The 21,442-nt window shown below is 49.3% G+C and carries 24 protein-coding genes; 14 read left to right on the top strand and 10 right to left on the bottom strand.

The window, feature by feature from the left end; translation table 11 throughout:
- Position 1 precedes the first annotated feature (1 nt).
- The 3 genes from KIU71_RS15820 to KIU71_RS15810 all read left to right on the top strand — a co-directional run bounded on the left by KIU71_RS15820 (position 2) and on the right by KIU71_RS15810 (position 2,589).
- The gene (locus tag KIU71_RS15820) at positions 2-670 is read left to right on the top strand and encodes an SCO family protein (RefSeq protein WP_214132311.1); all 669 of its coding nucleotides are present in this window, start codon (positions 2-4) and stop codon (positions 668-670) included.
- 18 nt (positions 671-688) lie between these two features.
- The gene (locus KIU71_RS15815; protein WP_214132261.1) at positions 689-1,312 is read left to right on the top strand and encodes a GNAT family N-acetyltransferase; all 624 of its coding nucleotides are present in this window, start codon (positions 689-691) and stop codon (positions 1,310-1,312) included.
- Positions 1,313-1,488: 176 nt separating this feature from the next.
- Positions 1,489-2,589, top strand: coding sequence for an energy transducer TonB (locus KIU71_RS15810; RefSeq protein WP_214132260.1), 1,101 nt, complete (start codon positions 1,489-1,491; stop codon positions 2,587-2,589).
- 144 nt (positions 2,590-2,733) lie between these two features.
- Here the strand turns inward: KIU71_RS15810 and KIU71_RS15805 are convergent, their stop codons facing one another.
- Entirely contained in the window at positions 2,734-3,804 is a 1,071-nt protein-coding gene (locus KIU71_RS15805) for a polysaccharide deacetylase family protein (RefSeq protein WP_214132259.1), read from the bottom strand.
- A 108-nt stretch (positions 3,805-3,912) separates the two neighbouring features.
- On the opposite strand from KIU71_RS15805, the gene KIU71_RS15800 reads away from it, so the two are divergent.
- Positions 3,913-5,208: an MATE family efflux transporter gene (locus tag KIU71_RS15800; RefSeq protein WP_250207575.1), complete on the top strand. Its 1,296-nt coding sequence runs from the start codon at positions 3,913-3,915 to the stop codon at positions 5,206-5,208.
- A gap of 259 nt (positions 5,209-5,467) precedes the next feature.
- On the opposite strand, the gene nfuA is transcribed toward KIU71_RS15800, so the two are convergent.
- Complete coding sequence (gene nfuA / locus KIU71_RS15795; RefSeq protein WP_214132258.1) at positions 5,468-6,046, bottom strand: Fe-S biogenesis protein NfuA; 579 nt, start codon at positions 6,044-6,046, stop codon at positions 5,468-5,470.
- 163 nt (positions 6,047-6,209) lie between these two features.
- Between nfuA and KIU71_RS15790 the strand changes: the two genes are divergently transcribed.
- Positions 6,210-8,780 (top strand): M14 family zinc carboxypeptidase, encoded by a 2,571-nt coding sequence (locus KIU71_RS15790; RefSeq protein ID WP_250207574.1) that lies wholly within the window; start codon positions 6,210-6,212, stop codon positions 8,778-8,780.
- A 19-nt stretch (positions 8,781-8,799) separates the two neighbouring features.
- Here the strand turns inward: KIU71_RS15790 and KIU71_RS15785 are convergent, their stop codons facing one another.
- Positions 8,800-9,489 (bottom strand): ComF family protein, encoded by a 690-nt coding sequence (locus tag KIU71_RS15785; RefSeq protein WP_214132257.1) that lies wholly within the window; start codon positions 9,487-9,489, stop codon positions 8,800-8,802.
- A gap of 35 nt (positions 9,490-9,524) precedes the next feature.
- On the opposite strand from KIU71_RS15785, the gene bioH reads away from it, so the two are divergent.
- From bioH to KIU71_RS15770, 3 genes are all read left to right on the top strand, one after another.
- Positions 9,525-10,328: a pimeloyl-ACP methyl ester esterase BioH gene (gene bioH / locus KIU71_RS15780; protein ID WP_315853308.1), complete on the top strand. Its 804-nt coding sequence runs from the start codon at positions 9,525-9,527 to the stop codon at positions 10,326-10,328.
- An 84-nt stretch (positions 10,329-10,412) separates the two neighbouring features.
- Positions 10,413-10,745 (top strand): hypothetical protein, encoded by a 333-nt coding sequence (locus KIU71_RS15775; RefSeq protein ID WP_214132256.1) that lies wholly within the window; start codon positions 10,413-10,415, stop codon positions 10,743-10,745.
- A 33-nt stretch (positions 10,746-10,778) separates the two neighbouring features.
- Positions 10,779-11,705 carry a putative metalloprotease CJM1_0395 family protein gene (locus KIU71_RS15770; protein WP_214132255.1) on the top strand — a complete coding sequence of 309 codons (927 nt, stop codon included), beginning with the start codon at positions 10,779-10,781 and terminating at the stop codon, positions 11,703-11,705.
- 10 nt (positions 11,706-11,715) lie between these two features.
- Here KIU71_RS15770 and KIU71_RS15765 read toward each other — a convergent pair whose 3' ends face one another.
- Positions 11,716-11,940 (bottom strand): YheV family putative zinc ribbon protein, encoded by a 225-nt coding sequence (locus tag KIU71_RS15765; RefSeq protein ID WP_214132254.1) that lies wholly within the window; start codon positions 11,938-11,940, stop codon positions 11,716-11,718.
- Positions 11,941-12,116: 176 nt separating this feature from the next.
- Between KIU71_RS15765 and KIU71_RS15760 the strand changes: the two genes are divergently transcribed.
- Genes KIU71_RS15760 through KIU71_RS15745 form a run of 4 tightly spaced genes read left to right on the top strand, consistent with a single transcriptional unit; the run spans position 12,117 to position 15,769 of the window.
- The gene (locus KIU71_RS15760) at positions 12,117-14,042 is read left to right on the top strand and encodes an ATP-binding cassette domain-containing protein (RefSeq protein WP_214132253.1); all 1,926 of its coding nucleotides are present in this window, start codon (positions 12,117-12,119) and stop codon (positions 14,040-14,042) included.
- A gap of 1 nt (position 14,043) precedes the next feature.
- Positions 14,044-14,538: a DUF2390 domain-containing protein gene (locus tag KIU71_RS15755; protein ID WP_214132252.1), complete on the top strand. Its 495-nt coding sequence runs from the start codon at positions 14,044-14,046 to the stop codon at positions 14,536-14,538.
- A gap of 5 nt (positions 14,539-14,543) precedes the next feature.
- Positions 14,544-15,557: a hydrolase gene (locus KIU71_RS15750; RefSeq protein ID WP_214132303.1), complete on the top strand. Its 1,014-nt coding sequence runs from the start codon at positions 14,544-14,546 to the stop codon at positions 15,555-15,557.
- Positions 15,554-15,769: a YheU family protein gene (locus KIU71_RS15745; RefSeq protein WP_214132251.1), complete on the top strand. Its 216-nt coding sequence runs from the start codon at positions 15,554-15,556 to the stop codon at positions 15,767-15,769. The genes KIU71_RS15750 and KIU71_RS15745 overlap by 4 nt, the downstream gene beginning before the upstream one ends.
- A 12-nt stretch (positions 15,770-15,781) precedes the next feature.
- On the opposite strand, the gene KIU71_RS15740 is transcribed toward KIU71_RS15745, so the two are convergent.
- The 4 genes from KIU71_RS15740 to nudE all read right to left on the bottom strand — a co-directional run bounded on the left by KIU71_RS15740 (position 15,782) and on the right by nudE (position 18,883).
- Entirely contained in the window at positions 15,782-16,576 is a 795-nt protein-coding gene (locus KIU71_RS15740) for a dihydrodipicolinate synthase family protein (protein WP_250207581.1), read from the bottom strand.
- Between the two features lie 333 nt (positions 16,577-16,909).
- Complete coding sequence (locus KIU71_RS15735; RefSeq protein ID WP_250207572.1) at positions 16,910-17,536, bottom strand: YceI family protein; 627 nt, start codon at positions 17,534-17,536, stop codon at positions 16,910-16,912.
- The gene (gene cysQ, locus KIU71_RS15730) at positions 17,496-18,317 is read right to left on the bottom strand and encodes a 3'(2'),5'-bisphosphate nucleotidase CysQ (protein ID WP_214132249.1); all 822 of its coding nucleotides are present in this window, start codon (positions 18,315-18,317) and stop codon (positions 17,496-17,498) included. Before cysQ ends, KIU71_RS15735 begins: the two co-directional genes overlap by 41 nt.
- A gap of 2 nt (positions 18,318-18,319) precedes the next feature.
- Positions 18,320-18,883, bottom strand: a complete 564-nt coding sequence (gene nudE, locus KIU71_RS15725; protein ID WP_214132248.1) for an ADP compounds hydrolase NudE — start codon at positions 18,881-18,883, stop codon at positions 18,320-18,322.
- Between the two features lie 111 nt (positions 18,884-18,994).
- Here nudE and yrfG point away from each other — a divergent pair, with 111 nt between their 5' ends.
- A complete protein-coding gene (yrfG, locus tag KIU71_RS15720; protein WP_214132247.1) occupies positions 18,995-19,684 on the top strand; it encodes a GMP/IMP nucleotidase in 690 nt (229 codons plus the stop codon).
- A gap of 4 nt (positions 19,685-19,688) precedes the next feature.
- A complete protein-coding gene (gene yjjX / locus KIU71_RS15715; protein WP_214132246.1) occupies positions 19,689-20,222 on the top strand; it encodes an inosine/xanthosine triphosphatase in 534 nt (177 codons plus the stop codon).
- Here the strand turns inward: yjjX and KIU71_RS15710 are convergent.
- Positions 20,212-20,964 (bottom strand): type II secretion system protein N, encoded by a 753-nt coding sequence (locus KIU71_RS15710; protein ID WP_214132245.1) that lies wholly within the window; start codon positions 20,962-20,964, stop codon positions 20,212-20,214. The genes yjjX and KIU71_RS15710 overlap by 11 nt on opposite strands.
- Positions 20,961-21,440: a type II secretion system protein GspM gene (gspM, locus tag KIU71_RS15705; protein ID WP_214132244.1), complete on the bottom strand. Its 480-nt coding sequence runs from the start codon at positions 21,438-21,440 to the stop codon at positions 20,961-20,963. Before gspM ends, KIU71_RS15710 begins: the two co-directional genes overlap by 4 nt.
- Positions 21,441-21,442: the final 2 nt, after the last annotated feature.

The raw sequence follows: 21,442 nt of genomic DNA, 5'->3' as shown, positions 1-21,442 counted from the left end.
GATGAAACAAAAAACGATTGCGGGCATAGTGGCGGCGATAGCACTGGTTATTGGTGTTTATGCTGCCACCATCATCGCGCCGCCCAAGCAGGGGATCGGAGAACAACCTGGTAGCGCTGGCGATACAGCTTTCATGCAACGTTACCCTCAGCCTCGTGAGCTCAGCGAATTCACACTAACGTCGCACGACAGTGAAGTTTTCACTAAAGATGATTTTCGCGGAAAATGGTCTCTGCTATTTGTCGGGTACACATACTGCCCCGATATTTGCCCAACCACATTAGCCGAACTCAATAATGCATATCCTGATATTATAGCCGCTGCGGGCAACGAGCCTCTGCAAATTGTTTTCTTGTCGGTTGACCCGAAACGGGATACGCCAGAACGGCTTAAGCAATATATGCAATTCTTCAATGAAAAATTTGTTGGTGTGACTGGCGAGCATAGTGAGCTGTTTCCGCTGGTCAGAAGCATGGGCATGATGTACTCGATGACAGAGAGCACAGATAATCCAAACTACTTGGTTGATCATAGTGCTTCCGTAGTGGTCATTAACCCACAAGCGCAGGTCATAGGGCGTTTTAAGCCAGAGCACAAGCCCGGTGCGATACCCATCAGCGACACTGCACAGATTATCGCCGACCTCCCTCGTATTATGGGTAGCCGTTGAACAGTGCCGCACTAGCCTGTGACTATTTCGATTTTTCGGGCAACGCCGGACAATAGTCGCGTTTGTGCAGCGTTACTGCTCTCGTCAGCGCCGAAAACGCTAACGCATTTGCTGGCGCAAGGGAATACCCAAAGGGCGTTCGATTATTTGACTCAAGCATGGGCGTTCGGTGGCGGTCAGTTTGGTTGCGATAATCACTGGTTGGCGCAGCAAAACGGCACCACGGTGGGTATGGTGAGCGCATGGCATGACGCGTTACCATCTGATTTCGACGCTGCAACACTGGCGTCGTTGCGCAGCTACTTCTCAATAGAGGAATGCCTGCAAATCCTGGCTCGAAATGCTGCGCTGGCTCAGCAGCTACCCAAGCCTGAAGTTCAGCAAGTCATACTTGGCCATTTGAGTGTTCATGAAGCGTACCGTCGACAAGGTATTGCGCGCAAATTAATCAATCATGTCATTGAATTTTCCCGGCAGAAACAAAAAACACAATTGGTTGTTGACGTAGAGTCCGACAATATCGCGGCAATCCAATGTTATTTATTGAGTGGTTTCACACGCTCAGACAATGCCTCCACAAATACACCACAGCCTGAAACTGAGTTAAATCAGCGCCTTGAGCGGTTAATTTTGGCCGTTTAAGCCATTTAACATTTTTTCGACTCTGTGCAGTTGCGGTTCAACCGGGGCGTGCTAATCTTCTCAATAGATGTTTTGTCTAAATTGTCGTCAAAACACTGAAAAGACACTGTGCATAGATCACTATGCTTTGGGTCTCTGTAAAGACTCTACTCATGACTTCGAAGGGAACCGATGTAATGAAAGCTTGGATTTTAAGCCTATCTCTATTCGCCGCGGGCATTCATGCGGATGATTTTTCAAACGCCTTCTCGCAATATAAGCAAGCGCTCGAAAACAACGATGTGCGCAGCGCGCTTATTCACGCCAAAGAAGCCTGGGTATATGGCGAACTTAAATTTGGTAAGCGCACTGAAAATACACTCAACCTGCATTTCAATTACGCCAATATGTTGGCTCAAAATCATCTGTTTGATGAAGCTTTTCAGGAATACGGGCTGGTTGAAGAAGGTTATCGCAGATCGCTGGGTGCCTACTCCGAGCCAGTCTTTAATGTGCGTTTAGAGCGTTATCATGCTGGTTATCAATACTCGATGATCAATAGCGAATACAAATTGTTCCAAGCAAAACGGATTGGCAAGAAATTGATGTCACATGCGCTGGAACTCTCTGAACAATACCCGGCGCGCGCCGCTGATTTTCACCATCGCGTGATCAGCGTTTTTCAGAAAACCTCAAGTGCTGTGTACTCGCACACCCGAATGATCAGATTTGCAAAAAATGCAGAAGCGTTGTTGATCGCAAAGTACGGCGAAAGTGATGGTCAGACGATTGAAACTCGATTCTATTTGGCCAAGCTTTACCGAACAGACGGTCAACTCAAAAGCGCGGCTTCGAAGATGGAGGAAGTTGTCCACACATTGAAAAGCATCACTGCTTATACCCATCCCTGGCAAGTGAAAGCGCACGCGCAGTTAGTCGGTATTTATCAGGAGATGGGCAACACCGATAAAGCCGATGAGCACAGTGTAGCGATCGGCGCCATGACGCCTTGGAATGAGGAAACCATTGAACCTGAGCCCATTTACCGGGTGCAAGCTGACTATCCTCAAAGCTATGCGATGGTGCGCAAAGAGGGTGTCGTCATTGTCGAATTTGATATTAGTTTGACCGGCGAAGTGGTCGCCCCCAGAGTCGTCTCTTCAACCGGAGGTCGGCGCTTCGAAGAATCAACTTTAGACGCCATTCAACAGTGGCGTTTCGCGCCTAAGTTTGTCAGCGGCGAGGCTCAGATTGCACACAATCGCTTACTGACAATGCGCTTTATGATAGCTCATTAAGGGCCTGATTCTTTCATCAACTTCGTCATTTGTCGCTAATTTGGATTAACCAAACCACGCTCCTCATTCCTAGCCGATGAAAGAATCAGACTCCAGCCTGTGCCGGTCAGCGTTTGCATAGTATGAGAGACCAACAGGCCCTTGTTAATCAGGGTAACTACCGTCTTTTCGCGCCACGAAAAACGGCTGAGAATACCAGTAAAAACGACCTTTCTCGCCAGAAGGCGCTGTGCAGTTGACACGTGTTCTGCCAGCCTTGAGCGGCGCAGGCATGCGGAATTCAACCGTGTTACCTTCGAGCTTGAGCGCCAGTGTTTCACTGTTATGGAAACACGTTACTGAGCTAGGGTTTACGCTATTGTCTGATAGCACTAAGGATACACTGGGTTGACTACCCAGCATTTGAGCAGGTTCGTGCAACTCTGATTGCAACGGTAGCGCCTTACTTGCCATTTTGGTTTTTAACGTATTCAGATTGGCGTAAATCCCCGCGGCGGGAAACCGAGGCAGTGCGCCAAGTTCACTGCCTGTCGCGACAGCTCCAGAATGCTGGCCAAATCCAACGTAGCCCCGTTGACGCAGAGCATCAGCCAGTGCGAGATTAAATTCGCCATACGGATAAGCGACATATTTCAAAGAGTACCCGAGCTTTTCGCTCAGCATCGCTTCGGCGCTCTCAATATCATCGAGCGTGCGGGCCAACCACTGACTATCGCTCTCGTTGCCGTTACGGGTGAGCAGGTGATGATGATGCTGTGTGTGGTTGGCGAAAAGCACCCCCTCTTTTGCCATGCGCTTAATGTCTGCCCAATCAAGATGGCTAGCCTGAACACCCACTAATGCCGGATTGACGAATATCGTATAGGGCATATCTCGCTCTGCTAGCAGAGGGTGGGCGTTGTCGAGGATGTTTTGGTAGCCATCATCAAAGGTGATCGCAAGCGCCCGGTCAGGCAATGCAGTGCCATCTTGAATGGCTGTAACAATCTCAGTGAGGGGCAACACGGTATAATGCTCAGCAATGTAATCCAGATGCGAAGCAAACTGCTCTTGCGTCACGCTCGTGGATGCGGGCGTGTCTGCAGATACGTGGTGATAAAGCATAATGGTGGCGTGATTTTCCACAGCCGCAGCGCTGGCCGCTCCGAGCAAGCTCAATAGTGTCGCCATCGTCTGAAAAAGAACGGTGGCACATACAGTTAAAGACTTCAGCATAAGCACTCCCCTAAAAACACACAATTGCGTTATCCTACCATCTCACGGTTTTAACACACGAGATCAATTATCACCTTTTCAGTCAACTGGGCAGCCCATTCCAGGCTCATGGCGCTTGCTATCCCGATGATACTCGCCAATATTACAACGCCGTTGTTGGGCCTGGTGGACACGGCCGTACTAGGCCATTTGCCCAGTGTGCACGCACTCGCCGGTGCGTCTGTGGCGGCGCTTATCATCACGCAGCTCTACTGGGTGTGTGGTTTTCTCCGTATGACGGTGACCGGTTTAAGTGCACAACAGCGCGGTCACTACAAAAATGCACCCGACCCAGATTTGCAGTACTTTCAACCACTTGTGCAAGGCATGGCTTTAGCGCTTGGCTTGGCGCTTGCGCTTTTTATTTTGCAGTTACCGCTGTTCTCACTCGGCACGTATTTCGCCGAGGCCACAGAGGCAACGCGTCAAAGTATGCAGGCATATTTTTTCGTACGCATTTATGGGGCACCTGCTGCGTTAAGTAATTTGGTATTGATTGGCTGGCTTGTGGGTCAGCAGCAAACACGTGCGGTAATGCTGATCCAAATCGGCGGCAACGTGGTCAATGTGGTGCTCAATCTTGTGTTTGTTTTACTGCTTGAGTGGGGAGTTCGAGGTGTCGCTGCCGCAACCGTTATCGCTGAATTTGCCATGCTTATTGCTGGATTGATTTTGGCCTTGCGTACGCAGCGGCGCTTGAAGATTGACCCATCCTGGTTCACAGTGCCTGCGCTCAAAGGCCTGTTTTCACTGAATACCGCAATGTTCATCCGTAATTTACTCCTTCAGGCATGCTTGGCTTTTATTACCTTTAAAGGCGCACAACTTGGTGCAAGCATTGCCGCGGTCAATGCAATTCTGATGCAGTTCTTCGTCTTGATTGCGCTGGGCTTAGACGGGATTGCTTATGCGGTAGAGGCGCTGATTGGTGAAGCTAAAGGTGAGAAAAACATCAATCGTCTAGCCGCACATGCCACACGAGGATTGCTCTGGTCGAGTATTTTTGCATTGGGGTACAGCGGCTTTTTTTGGTTGGGCGGTGACTGGGTGATTATGCAGTTAACCAACCAAGCAGAATTGCAAAGCGACGCCATCGGCTTTTTACCGTTGATGATTGTCTTGCCACTGATTGCTCACTGGTGCTTTCTATACGACGGAATTTATGTTGGACTGAGCCATGCTAAAGCGATGCGAAACAGCATGTTAGTCAGTGCCGTCGGCGTGTTTTTCCCGACTTGGTGGCTTCTTCAAAACCAAGGAAATTGGGCGCTTTGGTACGCATTTAGTGCTTTTCTGGGGGCGCGCGGCGTGACTTTAGCGTGGGCTTTTCGTCGGGATCTGCAAACGGGTCATGCGCTGCGTTAAGCGCTCGCTGTTCAAGTATGCGAGCAACGCGATTGGCAAACATACCCCAATAACCGTTTGCAGCAACAATGAAGCCTGTCAGCACCACGACGATGCCGGGCCAGTAGAGCAGTGAGTGGAGCCGCACCGATCCGAATAACAGTATCAACCCTACAGCAAAGACCAGCAGCCCAAATAGGAAGCGCTGCCAACTTTGCTTAGGATGCTGGCCTGCTCGATATAACCTCGCCTTTACACTCACGCGACACCATAGCGATAATCAGTAATAGGAGTGCTCACCGGCCTCGTGCTCAGTAGCGTCTTTGACACCCGTGAGTTCACCTGAAAATTGCGCCAGCATCTGTTTTTCAATGCCATCTTTGAGCGTAACATCTACCATTGAACAACCATTACAGCCTCCGCCGAACTGCAGTACAGCGATGCCTGATTCCGTTACCTCAACCAGAGATACACGCCCGCCGTGGCTGGCAAGGTTCGGGTTGATTTCTGCTTCAATCATATAGTTAATTCGTTCAACCAATGGAGCATCATCATCCAGCTTGCGCGCTTTGGCGTTAGGCGCTTTCAGCGTTAACTGAGAGCCCATTTGATCAGTCACAAAATCGATTTCAGCTTCTTCCAGAAAAGGAGCACTTTCCTGATCGACCACGGCATCGAAGCCATTGAAATTCAGAGTAATATCAGTGGGCTCGACCGCGTCTGGTGGGCAATAAGATACGCCGCATTCAGCACCAGATGTGCCAGGGTTCACCACGAAAACGCGAATATTGGTACCCTCAGCTTGTTTTGACAGCAACTTGCCGAAGTGCGCTTGGGCTTGTTCTGATATAGTGATCATAATAGCAACCTCATTTACTGCAATGAACCTATGATAACAAAATTACTTGAGTAAAACACTCAAGTATTCGCGATATTCAGGATTTTATCGACCCTAGCGGTGTGGCAGAATGAATCGTTTTCGCGCTGAGGCTCGAATTCATCCAATGATTGTAAGGGCATGTATGAAAAGTTTTACAACACACAATATCAAGCACACAGTAATCCTGTTGATCAGCATGGCTGTTGCGTTTCCCGTTATGGCAATTAAAGCGGATCGTGATTATTTACCGAGCGATATTGAGTACGATCCTAGCATACCAACCCCCGCAAGCGTATTGCATGCGAACGTTGGAGAATGGCATGTACGCCCTGATCAACTAGTGCATTATATGCAGACTCTCGCTGACGCATCACCGCTCGTCAGCTTAGTTGAAACTGGAAGAACGCACGAAAACAGACCCCTGTTGTTATTGCAAATCACCTCCGCAGAAAAACAATCTCAACTTGAATCGATTCAGCAGCAGCACAAACAAACGCTTCAGTCGGGCGATAAGCCGACAGCAGATGCACCGCTGATTTTGTATATGGGCTACAGCGTTCATGGAAATGAGCCTTCTGGCGCGAACGCTTCGTTACTCATCGCTTACTATCTTGCTGCAGCGCAAAGCCCTGATGTGAAAACGCTACTCGACGAAAATGTTGTATTACTTGACCCGGTGTTAAACCCAGATGGGTTGGCGCGTTTTGCTCAATGGGCGAACATGCATCGTGGCCACACGCTAAATGCAGACAGTGATCATCGAGAGCATCAAGAAGGTTGGCCGTCGGGTCGCACTAACCATTATTGGTTTGATTTAAATCGAGATTGGCTTCTGCTGACACATCCAGAATCGCGCGCAAGAATTGCCCAGTTCCACGCATGGCGACCGCATATTCTGACCGATTTCCACGAGATGGGAACCGACAGTACGTATTTTTTCCAGCCGGGGATCCCGAGCCGCAAACACCCACTGACACCACAATCGAATGTCACACTGACTGCTGCTCTGGCAGACTTTCATGCCGCCGCGCTGGACGAAACCAAACAACTTTATTTCAGTGAAGAAGCATTTGATGATTTTTACTACGGAAAAGGCAGTACGTACCCTGACGCGCACGGCAGTATCGGTATCTTATTTGAGCAAGCCAGTAGCCGTGGTCATCTTCAGGAGTCAATTAACGGTGAGTTATCTTTTAGCGATACAATCCAGAATCAAGTGACCACGAGCCTGTCTACTTTTAAAGGCGCATTAGCCAACAAACAAGCCATATTAGCCTATCAGAATCAATTTTATGACGAGACTAAGCGCCTTCGCAGTGATGACAAGGTTAAAGGTTACCTGATCGCGGGTAGCAAGGATCATCAGCGCGTGGATGCGCTGCTAAACATTCTCGACCAGCACGAAATCAGCTATTCGCGCCTAAAAGAAACAACCAGTGTCGCGGATCAGGAATTTGCCCGTGGCAGTGTGTTCGTGCCAACTGACCAAGCGCAGTACCGTTTGATTAAATCATTATTTTCCACACAAACAAGCTTCGCTGATAACACCTTTTATGACGTCTCTAGCTGGAACTTACCCCTGGCTTTTGATTTGGCGTTTGCCGGTGTAGAGAAAGGTGAGCAGCGTCGACTTAAATTCAGTGACAACGTAAACAGTGTCTCTACCGTAACTTTGCCGAGCGATAGTTACGCGATTGCATTTGAGTGGCATCACTACAACGCACCAGCATTGTTGACGCAGTTGCTTGCAGAAGGGGTGCAAGCGCGTATTTCAGGCGCTGCATTCACAGCCAAAGTGACCAATGGCGAGCATGATTTTTCAGCGGGCACAGTGGTTATTCCATCAGCTCTTGAGCAGCCGCATAACATTAATGACTTGGCAATGTCACTGGCGCAACGCTATGAAATGCCGCTGTTTGCGATCCAGTCTGGGTTGACTGCCAAAGGTGTGGACTTAGGGTCGCGCCAACTGATGCCTGCTAAGTTGCCTAAAATTGCGCTGGTGGGTGGGCGCGGTACATCGCAGTATGAAGTGGGTGAAATCTGGCACTATCTCGATACTCGTATGCATATCCCGGCAAGTATTATTGAACAGTGGCGTTTAGATGAAACGGATCTGGGCCAGTACACACACATTGTGTTCGCAAGCGGCAATTATCGCGCTATGAATGAGTCTACGCGAAACGCGATTGAAGAGTGGGTGAAAGCCGGGGGGGTATTGATTGGTCAGAAATCAGCCACAGAGTTTTTTGCTCAGCAACAATGGTTGCAAGCCTCATTTATCCCAGACAGCGACATCGACGACCTTTTCGACACTGGAAAGTTAGCCTATAGTGATCGAGAAGCGCTACGCGCGCGCAAACTCATTGCCGGCGCAGCGTTTGCGGCTCGCGTCGACCTAACGCATCCGTTAACCTTTGGTTTAGATGATGATCAATTACCCTTGTTCAAAACTAACAACGCCGTATTAAAACCCACGGATGTCCCATTTATCGCACCGTTTATCTATACGCAGGAGCCTCTTTTATCTGGCTATGCTGATCCTAAGCTCGCCGATCTCATTGGCGAAACGCCTGCGGTCATTGCTCATCGACTCGGGCGCGGCGAAATCATTGGTTTTGTTGACAATCTGAACTTCCGTGGATATTGGTATGGCACCAGCAAAGTGTTCGCTAATGCAATCTACATGGCTGAGTTTATTGAGGCTCGTTGAATCAGGCTGAGTCGTATTTTTATAAAACCAGAGCCACACACCAAGCCTCGACAAGAACGTTGGGGTTTTTTGTTTTCACGGCGCTGAGCATAGCCTGCATTGTTGCACCGGTAGTGATCACGTCGTCAATTAATGCGATGTGAGTGATGTGTGAAGGAAGCGTTTCTGCGACGAACGCATTTGCCACGTTATCGAGGCGTTCCTCACGTGATAACTCAGATTGTGCGCGGGTGGCGTGGGGGCGTGACAGCACACTATGAAGCGTGTCGACGCCAATGGCGCCACCCAGCGCGTTAGCGATCTCAATAGCTTGATTGAACTGTCTTTTTGCATAGCGTTGACGGTGCAGAGGCGCCGCTAAAAGTGCCTGAGGTAATGGTCGCTGTCGATCCTGTAGACTATAAGCAAGCACCGCCGCTAGTACATTGGCGTAACGCAGGCTCGTGTGGAATTTAAGCGCTTGAACCCAATGACTGACTGGAGCTTCATATCGGCAGCAAGCATGTAATGGGGCAAGATCATGCGGGCTCAGCGCTTTCGCGACAGCCGGCCATTGCTGTAAGTCATGCTCATAATCACGTAACTCAAAATAGGGTAAAGCGGCAAGGCAATATTCACAAAGGGGCGTCAGTGAGGGGAGTTCGCAGCCGACACACATCTGCGGCCATTGAACAAATTCGCTGAGCTTTGTGAACAGTTGTTTTATCATGTCAGCGCTTTTTTAGTGACCTTCAGGAGACCGTTATCGGTAATGAACATCTAGCTTATCCCAGCGGCGGTGCACTGAACAGCCGTACGTATGGGGCAGGGCGGCCACTGGTTTTATTGCATGGGTGGGGCCTAAATAGCGGCGTATGGGATGTCGTTTTACCCCGTTTAGCCAGCCAGTTCGAAATCACCTGCATCGACTTGCCGGGGTGCGGGGTCAACGCAGGTAGTCTACCTGAACCCTATTCTCTGGAGAACATCTCTGCTCAGTTAGCGAAGTCGATCCCTGCACATTCGATTGTCGTTGGCTGGTCGCTGGGAGGACTGATAGCGCAATATTTGGCGTTGCATTATCCGCACAAAGTCGCAGTGCTCGTGGGCGTTGCAACCACTCCGTGTTTCGAACAAAAATCTCAATGGCCAGGTATTCACCCTGCAACGCTCAAGCAGTTTCAACGCCAATTAGCGCTCAACTTTCAAACCACATTGGCTCGGTTTTTGGCCATTCAGGCTCTGGGAAGTCCAAATGCAAAATCAGATATCAAGCAATTGCAGCAGAGCATTTCCCGCTATCCTGCTCCGGCGTTATCCGCCCTAAAACAGGGACTCAAACTGCTATCGAACACCGACATGCGCGCAGAGATAGCACGGATCACGCAGCCAACGTTGAACATTTACGGGCGGTTAGATTCTCTGGTGCCGGCAACCGCGGTTGAGCTGATTGAGCAACTGCAACCTGCAGCGTCGCAAACGGTTATTGCCCATGCCGCCCATGCGCCATTTGTTTCTCATCCGGAAGAATGGCTGTCTGCGTTATTCAATTTCTTTGATTCTCAGTAGACTTCAGCTCGCCATGTACTAAAAAACTTTCATTTTACGCGCTTTTGTACGATAATTAACCAGAGGTAGTGTGAGGGTAAATGTATGCCAATTGAAACAGGTAATACGATTAATTCAGCGATTCTGTCAGGCCAATTCGGTTTACAACGGGCGTCTGATGGTATTGCGCAGGCGTCGTTAAATATAGCGCAGCGCGTCGCACAGCAGGATGTCGCAGAGAACGGCCCTGCCGGCGTGCTAGTTAATGCTGCCGAGCAACAGATTGGTAATGTGCGAAACCTGCTTCCTAGTGGTGGCGACTCCATCACTAACGATTTACTCTCTTTGCAAGTCAACAGTTTGAATGCACAGGCATCTGCGAAAGTGGTTGATACGGCCAATGAAACGGTCGGTCGTATTATCGACTTATTTGCCTAGCGTATCGATACTGTCAACCGAGGCCTATAGAGAATGAATATTGTGACACCTATCCCGACAGGAATCGTATTCACCAACGCGAATGTGAATACCGAATCCGTGCGTCGTGATAATTTGTTACGCGAAACCATTCCGCAGGCGGCGAGCAATGACAATTCTGAAGCCAAATCGGGTTTAGGCTCTGAGTCTGATCGCGCCAAAGCACCGGGCCAAGTTAACGGCCCATTGGTGTATGAGCGCCCTCAGAATAATCCGAACGGGGTTTTTCAAGGGCTAGGTAGTGAAGGGTCGCAGACCGATAACGCGCAGGACGAAAGTGCCGGGCGGGAAGGTGCAGAAGCGCGTCAGCAGCAACAACAAGAGTTGGCCGAACAACGCGAAATTCAAGAGCTTAAGCAGCGCGATCAGGAAGTACGCGCTCATGAGCAGGCGCATGCCGCCGTTGGGGGCCAGTATGCAGGTGCGCCAAGCTATGAGTTTGAAACAGGACCTGACGGACGCCGTTATGCGGTGGGTGGGGAAGTTTCGATCGACATTGGCGAAGAGCGCTCACCCGAGCAAACATTACGTAAAATGCAACAGGTCAAAGCCGCTGCGCTTGCGCCTGCCGACCCTTCGCCGCAGGATTTACGTGTTGCCTCGGAAGCGACTCAAAAGGCATTTGATGCGCAAAGTGAAATTAATCAGGAGCGCAGTGAAGCACTGGCTGAATCACGCCAGAACCGTCGTAGCGGCGAAGCACCTGATCCCATTGCGTCACAAGTCCCTGAATTAGAGGATATTGTTGATGGTATTGATATCAGCGTTCCACAGCGCTCGTTAGATGAATCAGCACGCCTTGCCACCGAAGAAGACGCTCCTCAACAAAGTGAGTCTATTTTACGTCGGGTCGACGTTATCCAGTCGCGTTACCAAAACGCCTTTAGCGAACAGGTACCGGGCCTCTCATTGAGTGCTTAAGTGCATATTCTTACTCAGGTTTGAACACGCCAATAATTCCTTCCGCGCCTTTAGCAGCCGTTTTTACATCCTGATTAGACTGTGACTGATGATAACCACAGTGCGCACATTCCATTTGTTCAACATTATTCTCAAAATACAGCATTAGCGTATCCAGCTTTTTACATTCAGGGCAGATAGCGCCAGCAATAAAACGTTTGCGGGTGCGTTTAGCGGAGAGATCTTGTTGGGACATAAGCGTGTTATTTTTACCTCGATAAGAATTGGTTGCACATAATCATTCATCTCGCTAGCGCGTCATTGTAACTGATCACAACGCTTTTTACGTCAAATCAGGCAGATACGATCGCTGTGAATTTTGCTATCATGAGGGTGTTACTGCTTAACCTCGTACCAACTTATAGAGCCTTCATGATAAAAATCACAGACGTGTCCCTAATGCGTGGCACGAAAATGTTGCTAGACACTGTCAGCGCAGAAATTTCGCCGAAACAAAAAGTGGCTCTGATCGGCGCAAACGGCTGTGGAAAGTCAAGCCTGTTTGCTTTACTGCGGGGTGAGTTAACGGTTGAATCTGGTGAGCTTTATTTACCCAAGCAATGGCAAATAGTGTCGGTCGCGCAGGAAGTGGCGATGAGTGCAAAACCAGCGCTTGAGTATGTCATAGATGGCGACAAACATCTTCGCGCAATTCAGCACGCGTTGCGTGAAGCCGAGGGAATGGCTCTTGTCGACGGTAAACGCATTGCTGAACTCCACGCCAAATTGGAAGAAGCAGGTGCCTACACCATAGACGCAAGAGCCAGCACTATTCTGGCGGGATTAGGCTTTTCTCAGGAGCAATTAACGCAGCCGGTTAGTGCGTTTTCCGGCGGATGGCAAATGCGCCTGAATCTCGCGCAGGCGCTGCTTTGCCCTTCAGACCTTCTTCTGCTGGATGAACCGACTAACCATCTTGATTTAGATGCTGTTATTTGGTTGGAAAAATGGATCCAACGCTATGAAGGCACCCTGTTACTGATTTCACATGACAAAGCGTTTATCGACAGTAGTGTAGACAGGATTTTAAGTGTTGAACAGCAGCAGTTGTACACGTACACCGGCAACTACAGTGCTTATGAGAAACAAAAGGCGGAGCGTCAACGTTTACAGAACCTTGAATATCAAAAGCAACAAGAGAAACGCCAACACCTACAATCATTTATAGATCGCTTTAAGGCAAAAGCGTCTAAAGCGAAACAGGCGCAAAGCCGGATCAAGCAATTAGAGCGCATGGAGACATTAGTGTTGGCGCATGCGGACTCGCCTTTCTCGTTTGCGTTCGATGCACCGGATAAATTGCCTAATCCACTGGTGAGTATGGAAAACGTGACGGTGGGCTATGACACCACGGTGGTGTTAGATCAGGTAAAGTTGAATCTCGTGCCGGGCAGTAGAATAGGACTACTCGGGCGAAATGGAGCCGGTAAGTCAACATTGATCAAATTGCTGGCGGGTGAAAAAAAGCCCATGAGCGGACGATATGACATCAGCGCGGGACTTAACGTAGGTTATTTTGCTCAGCATCAATTGGAATATCTCGATTTAGAGGCTTCTGCACTCACACATTTGCAGCGCTTGGATCCGCGCGCCACGGAACAGTCTTTACGAGACTTTTTAGGCGGATTTAACTTTCAGGGTGACTCGGCACTGAAGCCTGTTGCGCCTTTTTCAGGTGGCGAAAAGGCACGCCTGGTGCTGGCCATGATTGTGTACCAGCGACCCAATATCTTGCTATTGGATGAACCTACCAATCACCTTGATTTAGATATGCGTCAAGCGCTCAACCTCGCCTTACAAGGTTTTGAGGGGGCTATGATTTTGGTATCGCATGACCGTTACCTGCTGACATCAGTATGTGAGGATTTCTATCTGGTGGACAGTGGAGCAGTAGCGCCATTCAATGGAGATTTGGAAGATTATCGGCAATGGTTGCTTGATTCAGAAAAGCAGGCTGAACAAAGTGGTGTTGATCCCGTAAAGCCAACACTGGACCGAAAAGTAATTAAGCGACTCGAAGCCGAATTCAGGCAAAAGACCAGTGAGGTCCGGATGAGCATCGCAAAAGCCGAAAAAGGAATGGAGAGCGCATCGAATCGTCTTTCGGCGCTGCAAGAAAAGTTAGCAGACATGGATCTCTACACCGAAGAGCGCAAAGCAGAGTTAAAAGACTTACTCAATCAACAAAAGGAAAGTGAGCAATTACTTAGTCAGCACGAGTCTTCGTGGATGGAGGCACAGGAAGCGCTTGAGGTTATGCAGAGTGAATTTGAGCACACCGTCAGCGGTAACCGCTAGTATGTCAGCGTCTGTACATGTGGAGGGTGGAGCTGCATGGCAGCACGCACTTCAACAATACGATAAAGGCACAGTTGCCAAGCGATTGATTGCGTTGCAAGATTGTTATGGTATCAATATCAATCTCTGTTTGTTGTTTGATTATCTTGATACACAAGGCTTTGTGTTCAATGACCAATGCTTTTCGCACCTCGCTGAGGCGATTAACGCGTCTGAGCAGCAATTAGCGCGCCATCGAGCGGCGAGAAGAACAGCCAAGGAAACACAACCGACACGCTACCAAGCGCTGTTAAGTGAAGAGCTTGAGCTTGAAAAGCAACAACACGGTATCATCATTGATTATCTAAATCAGACGACGAACGCTGTGAAATACCGTGTCTGTGAGGCTAACGTGAAACCGCCTCATGCATTGACCGATTATTTAACGTGGAAATCTGTGCCTGATGAGCAGATCACTGCCCTTCGGGCGCAAATAGAGAGTATTCAACAGCAGTGAAGGGAATAGACAAACACAGCCAGGCGCATGGCAAAGTATTACGCAGTGAGTTTACGCCGTCGGCATGGGCCAAGAATCGTCATGTGCAAACCATCTGGCCTCGCTTTTTTCAGCGCCGACAACCCCTAACGTTCACTGAACAACGCGTTGAAACACCGGACAATGACTTTGTTGATCTTGCATGGTCTGCTGAACCTGAGCCGTGTAAAGGTATCGTCGTCATTTTTCACGGTTTAGAAGGCTCCATTCGTTCACATTACGCCAATGACATCATGGCTTTTTTGTATACGCAGGGATGGCGTGTGGTTTTAATGCATTTTCGCGGTTGTAGTGGCAGTGTCAATAACACCACCAAAACCTATCACTCTGGAGACACTCTGGATGCCACCTTTATTTTAGAACGATTGCGTGCGCAATTTGGCGAGCAACTGATGATAGGCTTGGGCTTCTCGCTGGGCGGCAATGTGTTGCTGAAGTTATTGGGCGAACAACCGAAGCAGAAGTGGTTGCAAGCCGCGTGCGTGGTGTCTGCACCGCTCAAGCTGGCAGAATGTGCCTCCAGCATGCAGCAGGGATTTTCTCGTGTCTATCAGCGCTATTTGCTAGCGAGCATGAAGCGCACCCTGCTGAAAAAAATGCAACGCATCGATTACTCTCGCGTATTACCCATCACCGAAGCGCATGTTAAAGACATAACATCCTTTCGACAGTTTGACGAACTAGTCACTGCGCCATTGCACGGGTTCGAGGATGCGGTGGATTATTACGAAAAATGCAGTGGCTTTTATTTTCTCAGCGCCATTAGAACGCCAACGCTAGTACTGCATGCCAAGGACGATCCCTTCATGAATGAACAGGTCATTCCCGAGCCAAGTGATCTCAGTAGCAGCGTCACGGTAGAGTTGAGCGAATACGGTGGCCATGTAGGCTTTATGCAAGGTACACCTTGGCGCCCGGTTATTTGGTTTCATCAACGCGTGGCCTCCTACCTCGATCAACAAAGAGAGGCCCATTCGTGATTGTCCCGATTGACGAACTTGATTCTGAAACGCTGCGCAATATCGCTGAAAGTATTGTGCTTCGTGAGGGTACTGATTACGGCGAAGAGGAAGTGAGTTTTGAAGAAAAAGTGACTCAATTGCTCACTAAACTCAAGGCTGGCGAAGTCTACATCGAATATTCAGAGCTGCACGAGAGCATCACGCTTATCGCTGCAGATGGCTCCTCTTAACATCACTCAATACTAACTTTTCGGTAGGTAGGGGGTTAAATCGGGAATGTCCGCCGGCAATGTTAGCGGCGCGGGAAGTTCGCAAGCCCACTGCCGTTGCTTGGCCAACGCATGCATCATCCGATAGCCTGAATGGCTGCGCATAGCATCGTACAACGGCTGATTGTCACGGTTCAATTCGCGTGCCCGGTCAAAATCTCCCGCCTTAACCGCCGCCATAATCGGCACTACACGTTCTGGTAGCGTGCCAGCTAAGGTTGAGTACCACGCGCTACCGCCACTGATCATGGCTTCACAACAACGTGCGTCCACCGCATAACCGGGTTCGATAGCTAACTTACCGAGCCGCTCTTGCTGTATTCGGTTATCTTTCTGTGCAAACACTTTAACGGCGTGAATATTTTCGTGCAGAGAAAGTGCATGAATCAATTCATCGCTCAACGCCAGTCCTGTGGTGACCGGATTGTCATAAACACACACTGGCAGGGGGCTTGAATCCGCAATATTAAGAAAGTAGTTTCTTTGTTCCTCATCACGCAGCCCCACATAAGAAAATGCGTTCACGATAACGCCTTGCGCGCCATTTTTCTCAGCAGCATGTGCTAATCGAACGGCGCCCGTTGTGGTTGTGGCACTGATGCCGGCTATCCAAGGGGTTTTCAGCTCGCTCCAACACGCCATCACATCGATGCGCTGTTGTTCACTCAAATAAGCAAAGCTGCCTGTGCTGCCAAGCACGCCAATGGAATCCAGCCCGCTGTGATCTAAATGCTCGCGGATTTTGGCCGGGGCCTGTTGACCCTTCATATTATGCAACGTCGAGCGCCCAATATTTCACAATTGAGGCGTGAATGCCGAAATTTAGTCACTCTAAATGAGGGATTCACAACAAAAAGTGTGGATTATTGGGACTCGACCCATGGGCTGGGCCTGATTCTTTCATCAACTTCGTCACTTGTCGCTAATTTGGAATAACCAAACCATGCTCCTCATTCCTCGCTGATGAAAGAATCAGACTCCAGCGTTGTACAATATGAAGGGTGAACAGGCCCCAATAGAAAAGTCAATTGTGCCACCGCGCATTGGGGTAATGGGAAAACCACATAGGCCCTTAAAGATCATGTTAGCTTGCGACGCTGATTATTGAGGCGCAAAGGTCACCGCAAAGCTGACAGGAACGGTATGACTAATATTATTTAATGCAGCAATCGCTTGTAAAGCATCGACACCTGTCTCTAAATCAAACTGACGAGCATCAACCAGTATCGGTTTTACTGTTACGGCACTAAACGTATTGTCGATGAGTTTTGTCACATGCACTGTCACAGGCATTTCAACTGTTTTGCCATGCAACGTCAGTGAACCAGTAATGGTCAGCATCCGCGCATCGCCGGTTGCCATCGCCATGACGTCTGCAGGCAAAGCCGTCATAAATTCTGCAGTGGCAAAATCGGACACGTTGAATAACATGTCTCGCATACGGGTGTTACGAATATCTATCAAAGTGTTAACCGACGCCACATTAATCGACACCGTTAACTCACCTTTATTATTGAGCTTGCCGCTGAACTCATCAAAAGAATGTGTCTCAGCAATATGCACATTCTTTGTGGAAACAAAATGCAAGGCGCTGCGTTGCGGGTCTAAGCGCCAATCGGCATTTGCATGAAAAGAAACTAAAACCAAAAAAGTGGCAAACAAGCGCATTGCGGCGGCTCCTAGTGGGTTAACGGTACTGAACAACATCGCGCCAATTGACACGGTCATCACCCAGCACCACAAAATCGGGGTTATCTAAGGTTTTACGCAGGTTATATGTCAAAGGCTCAAATGTGGCACTCAATATCTGGCCACCCGCTTCACTGACGATGCACTGTGAAGCGCCAGTATCCCATTCTCCTGTGACGCCCAAGCGCATGAAAACGTCAGCTTTGCCTTCGGCAATAAAACAGGATTTTAATGAGCAACTACCTAATGGAAGTGTTTGATAGGTGCGCTCTTCATTCATACGCGACAATACTTTGTCACGTGATTGGCGGCGACTGATGGCAATGATCACAACGCTATCATCTGGCTCATCGAGCTTGCGCACATGGATCTGTTGCTCGCCCTCAGGGCTGCGTTTGAAGGCACCCTTTCCGGCAGAAGCATAATAAAGTGATTGCCCGGGCGGCCAGTAAATGACCCCAATGGCTGGCTGGTTGTTTTCAATCAATGCGATGTTAACGGCAAAATCGCCACTGCGTGCGATAAATTCCTGCGTACCGTCAATCGGATCAATCAACCAATATCGGGGCCAGTGTACGCGGTCTGCGAGATTTTCCAGCGTTGACTCTTCGGACATGATCGGAATATCAGGCGTAGCGTCCTTCAAGCGCGCGGTAATGATTTCATTCGCGCGATAGTCTGCGCTCGTCACCGGAGATTCATCGGCTTTTTCGTAGCTTTTGTAGTCCCCTGAATCATAGATTTCCAGTATCGCATCCCCAGCGGCTTTGGCGGCGTCAATCGCGAGGTCGAGAAGTTGCTGCGTACTGTATTTATCCATGTTTATTGGTCCTTTAACCACCGTTGTAAAAGAAAGAGTGCTGCGATGCCACGCGCTTCGACAAAGTCTGATCGCAAAAGTAGCTCGTCCGCTTCAGCTATCGGCCATTCGACCACCTCCAATGGCTCAGGTTCATCGCCTTCCAGTGATTGGGGATATAAATCCTGAGCAATCACGATATTCATATGCGCATTGAAAAACGTTGGTGCCATGCCAACCGTATGGATATCATGCAACGTGCGTGCAGCATAGCCGACCTCTTCCTGAAGTTCTCTATTGGCGGCTTCGAGTGGTGTTTCCCCAGCGTCTATCAGGCCTTTCGGAAAGCCTAATTGGTATGAGTGAGTTCCTGCTGCGTACTCACGGATAAGCAGCATCGTGTCTTTATTCAGCAATGGCACTATCATTACTGCACCACGGCCCTTGCCTGCCATTCGTTCAAATTGCCGTGTTGCGCCATTGGAAAACTCTAAATCAACTCGTTCCACTTTGAAAAAGTGACTCGTGGCAACAATTTCGCGCTGATGAATAATCGGCAATTGCTTGTTCGGGTCTATTTTACTCATGTATTGAACCGGCTACACTGTACATAGTTTGTTATACCGCTTTTTAGTGCTAAGTGATCGTAAAGTATTCGCTTTCAAGCCACAAGCTTACTGCAAAAGAAGGAAATCCGCTTGCCATTTCTGCCTTGGAAAAATATCGACACCGTCTTGCTTGATATGGACGGTACGCTACTCGACTTACATTTTGACAACCATTTTTGGATAGATCATTTACCGGTGAAGCTTGCCGAAAAGACCGGCCGAAGTGTTGAAGACTGTCGTTCGCAGATGCACGCACATTATGAACGTGTGATGGGCACCATCGACTGGTATTGCCTAGATTATTGGGCAGAGCAGTTAGACATGGATATCATGGCGGCGAAGCGCGAAGTGCAGCATCTGATTGCGATGCGACAGGATACGATCCCCTTTTTGGATGCGCTGCACGATAGTGGTCGCGACGTTATTCTACTGACTAACGCGCATCCTAACAGTCTGTCGCTAAAGGTTGAGCACACACAATTGGATAGTCACATTGACCGATTAATCTCCACCCACCAGTACGGCGTGACCAAAGAGTCACAGCAACTGTGGCAGGCACTGCACGCGGATATCAAGTTTGACCCGGCCAGAACGCTGTTTGTAGACGACAGCTTGCCTATTTTAACAAGCGCTAAAACTTTTGGCATTGCGCATTTACTCGCAGTTGCAAACCCAGATAGCCAACTACCTATTCGCACCATCACGGAATATCCGGCGGTGAGTGATTATCGACATTTACTCGATGAGATCCGAAATAATCCGGTAATGGCAAAGGCCTAACAGCATGTTATCAATTCAGGTCGGATCAACGAATCCAGTCAAAGTCTCGGCTGCGCAGCGTGCTATCAGCCAGTGGTTTGCGGATCGCCACGTTGTGGCTCAGGGGGTTTCAGTGGCATCAGGTGTCGCAGACCAGCCCATGAGCGAAGCGGAAACCCGCCTTGGCGCGGTGAACCGAGTGAAGCACTGCCTTGATTTACAAGTGGAGTCCGACAAGCACTATGCTTGGACACTAGCTTACGAAGGCGGGGTGGCCAGATTTGAAGACGGCCCAGCAACCTTTGCCTATGTGGCAATCCATCACAACGGTCAGTTAGCTGTCGGACGCAGCGGTAATCTAGCGATACCAGAGCCTGTCTTTACCGCCTTAGAGGCTGGTGAAGAACTGGGTGATGTGATGGACCGTGTTTATCGTACTCACAACATTAAACAAAAAGGCGGCGCTATAGGCTTACTGACCCGAGGGCTAGCGAGCCGCACCAGCGTTTACGAGCTTGCGACGCTCATGGCAATGTCACGCTTCGAGTTTATAACTTAATCGGAAAATACCCTTGCGCGTCAGGTTGACCGAAGAAACGCGCTGCTTGATGGACTTCTTCAGGTAGTTCTGGATCAGGCTTAAACTGACCTGTTACACGGATATTGCGTAGGCCCGCCATGGTCGCGCGAAGTGTTAGTCCCAACCGATTAGGTTCTTCCACCGTAGCAACAATTGCATTATCTTCGCATCCGAGCAGCGCACTAAATGTACCTAAATCGATGGGGCCTTGTGTTCCTGCTACGCTGGCATTTAGCCATTCCCCATACGCGACCAGCGACTGGCACTGCTGGTCAAAATCCAGTTCGTCAACAATCACGCGAAAACGCCCCCCAGCAATAACCGGTAGTGGTAGCGCAACATTTGCCAATACTTGGTCGGTGGGCAGAAAAATAATGAAGTCGTCGCTGCTAATGTTAGACGTGTCGGTGAGACGAGTGGTTATCTCACCCTCAAACGATATTTCGTCAACCGCGCGATTATTTCCCGCGCTCACATCTAGCATAACGGTTCCCCACAAAAGCGGTATTGCTCTGAGTTGCCATTCAACTCGTTTTATTGGCAAGCCATTCACCGTGACACGCGTTGCGTTACCACTCCACAGCGTGCCGCTTACGCCAGCAATGTGCAAATTGCTCGGCAACGTGATACGCCCTAAAACTTGGTTGGCAGGTAGATAGGCGACCAAAAATATGAGAAACAGAGCGATAGCGGCTAGTGTTAGCCCTATTTTAGATTTCATGCTTTTCCTAACTGTAAACGTCGGATACGAATTTGACCGGGAGACTCGGCTTCAGTTACGTCAACCTGCAAAATCACAACACCCATCGTTTCCAGTGCATTGAGCCAATCGATCACACTATTAAAGGCAGCTTGGTCGACCCAGACCTGTAATTCATCTCCCTGCGGCTGCATGCGTGAGATTGCAATGTCATAACGAGCTGTTGTTTGATTAACCGCTTGAGGCAGTGATCCATTGAACGCACCACCGGAGCGGCCTGACTGACGTAGTTGAATGGCACGTTGGGCACTTTGCTGTACCCACGTAAGTAGTTCCTGCTGATCGGCAATGGTATTGCGCTGACGCTCGATATTGGTATTTAGCGGCGACCAGATGAAGAAATAGAATAAACCAATGAGTACCACAACGCTGGCCGTAATCACCAGTATTTGCTCGCGCTCAGTGAGCGCGCGAAAGCGGGCTAATAATGCCTGCATGC

Source organism: Alteromonas oceanisediminis (genome assembly GCF_018474025.1).
Lineage (GTDB): Bacteria > Pseudomonadota > Gammaproteobacteria > Enterobacterales > Alteromonadaceae > Alteromonas_E > Alteromonas_E oceanisediminis.
This window is presented reverse-complemented; position numbering and strand designations above follow the sequence as displayed.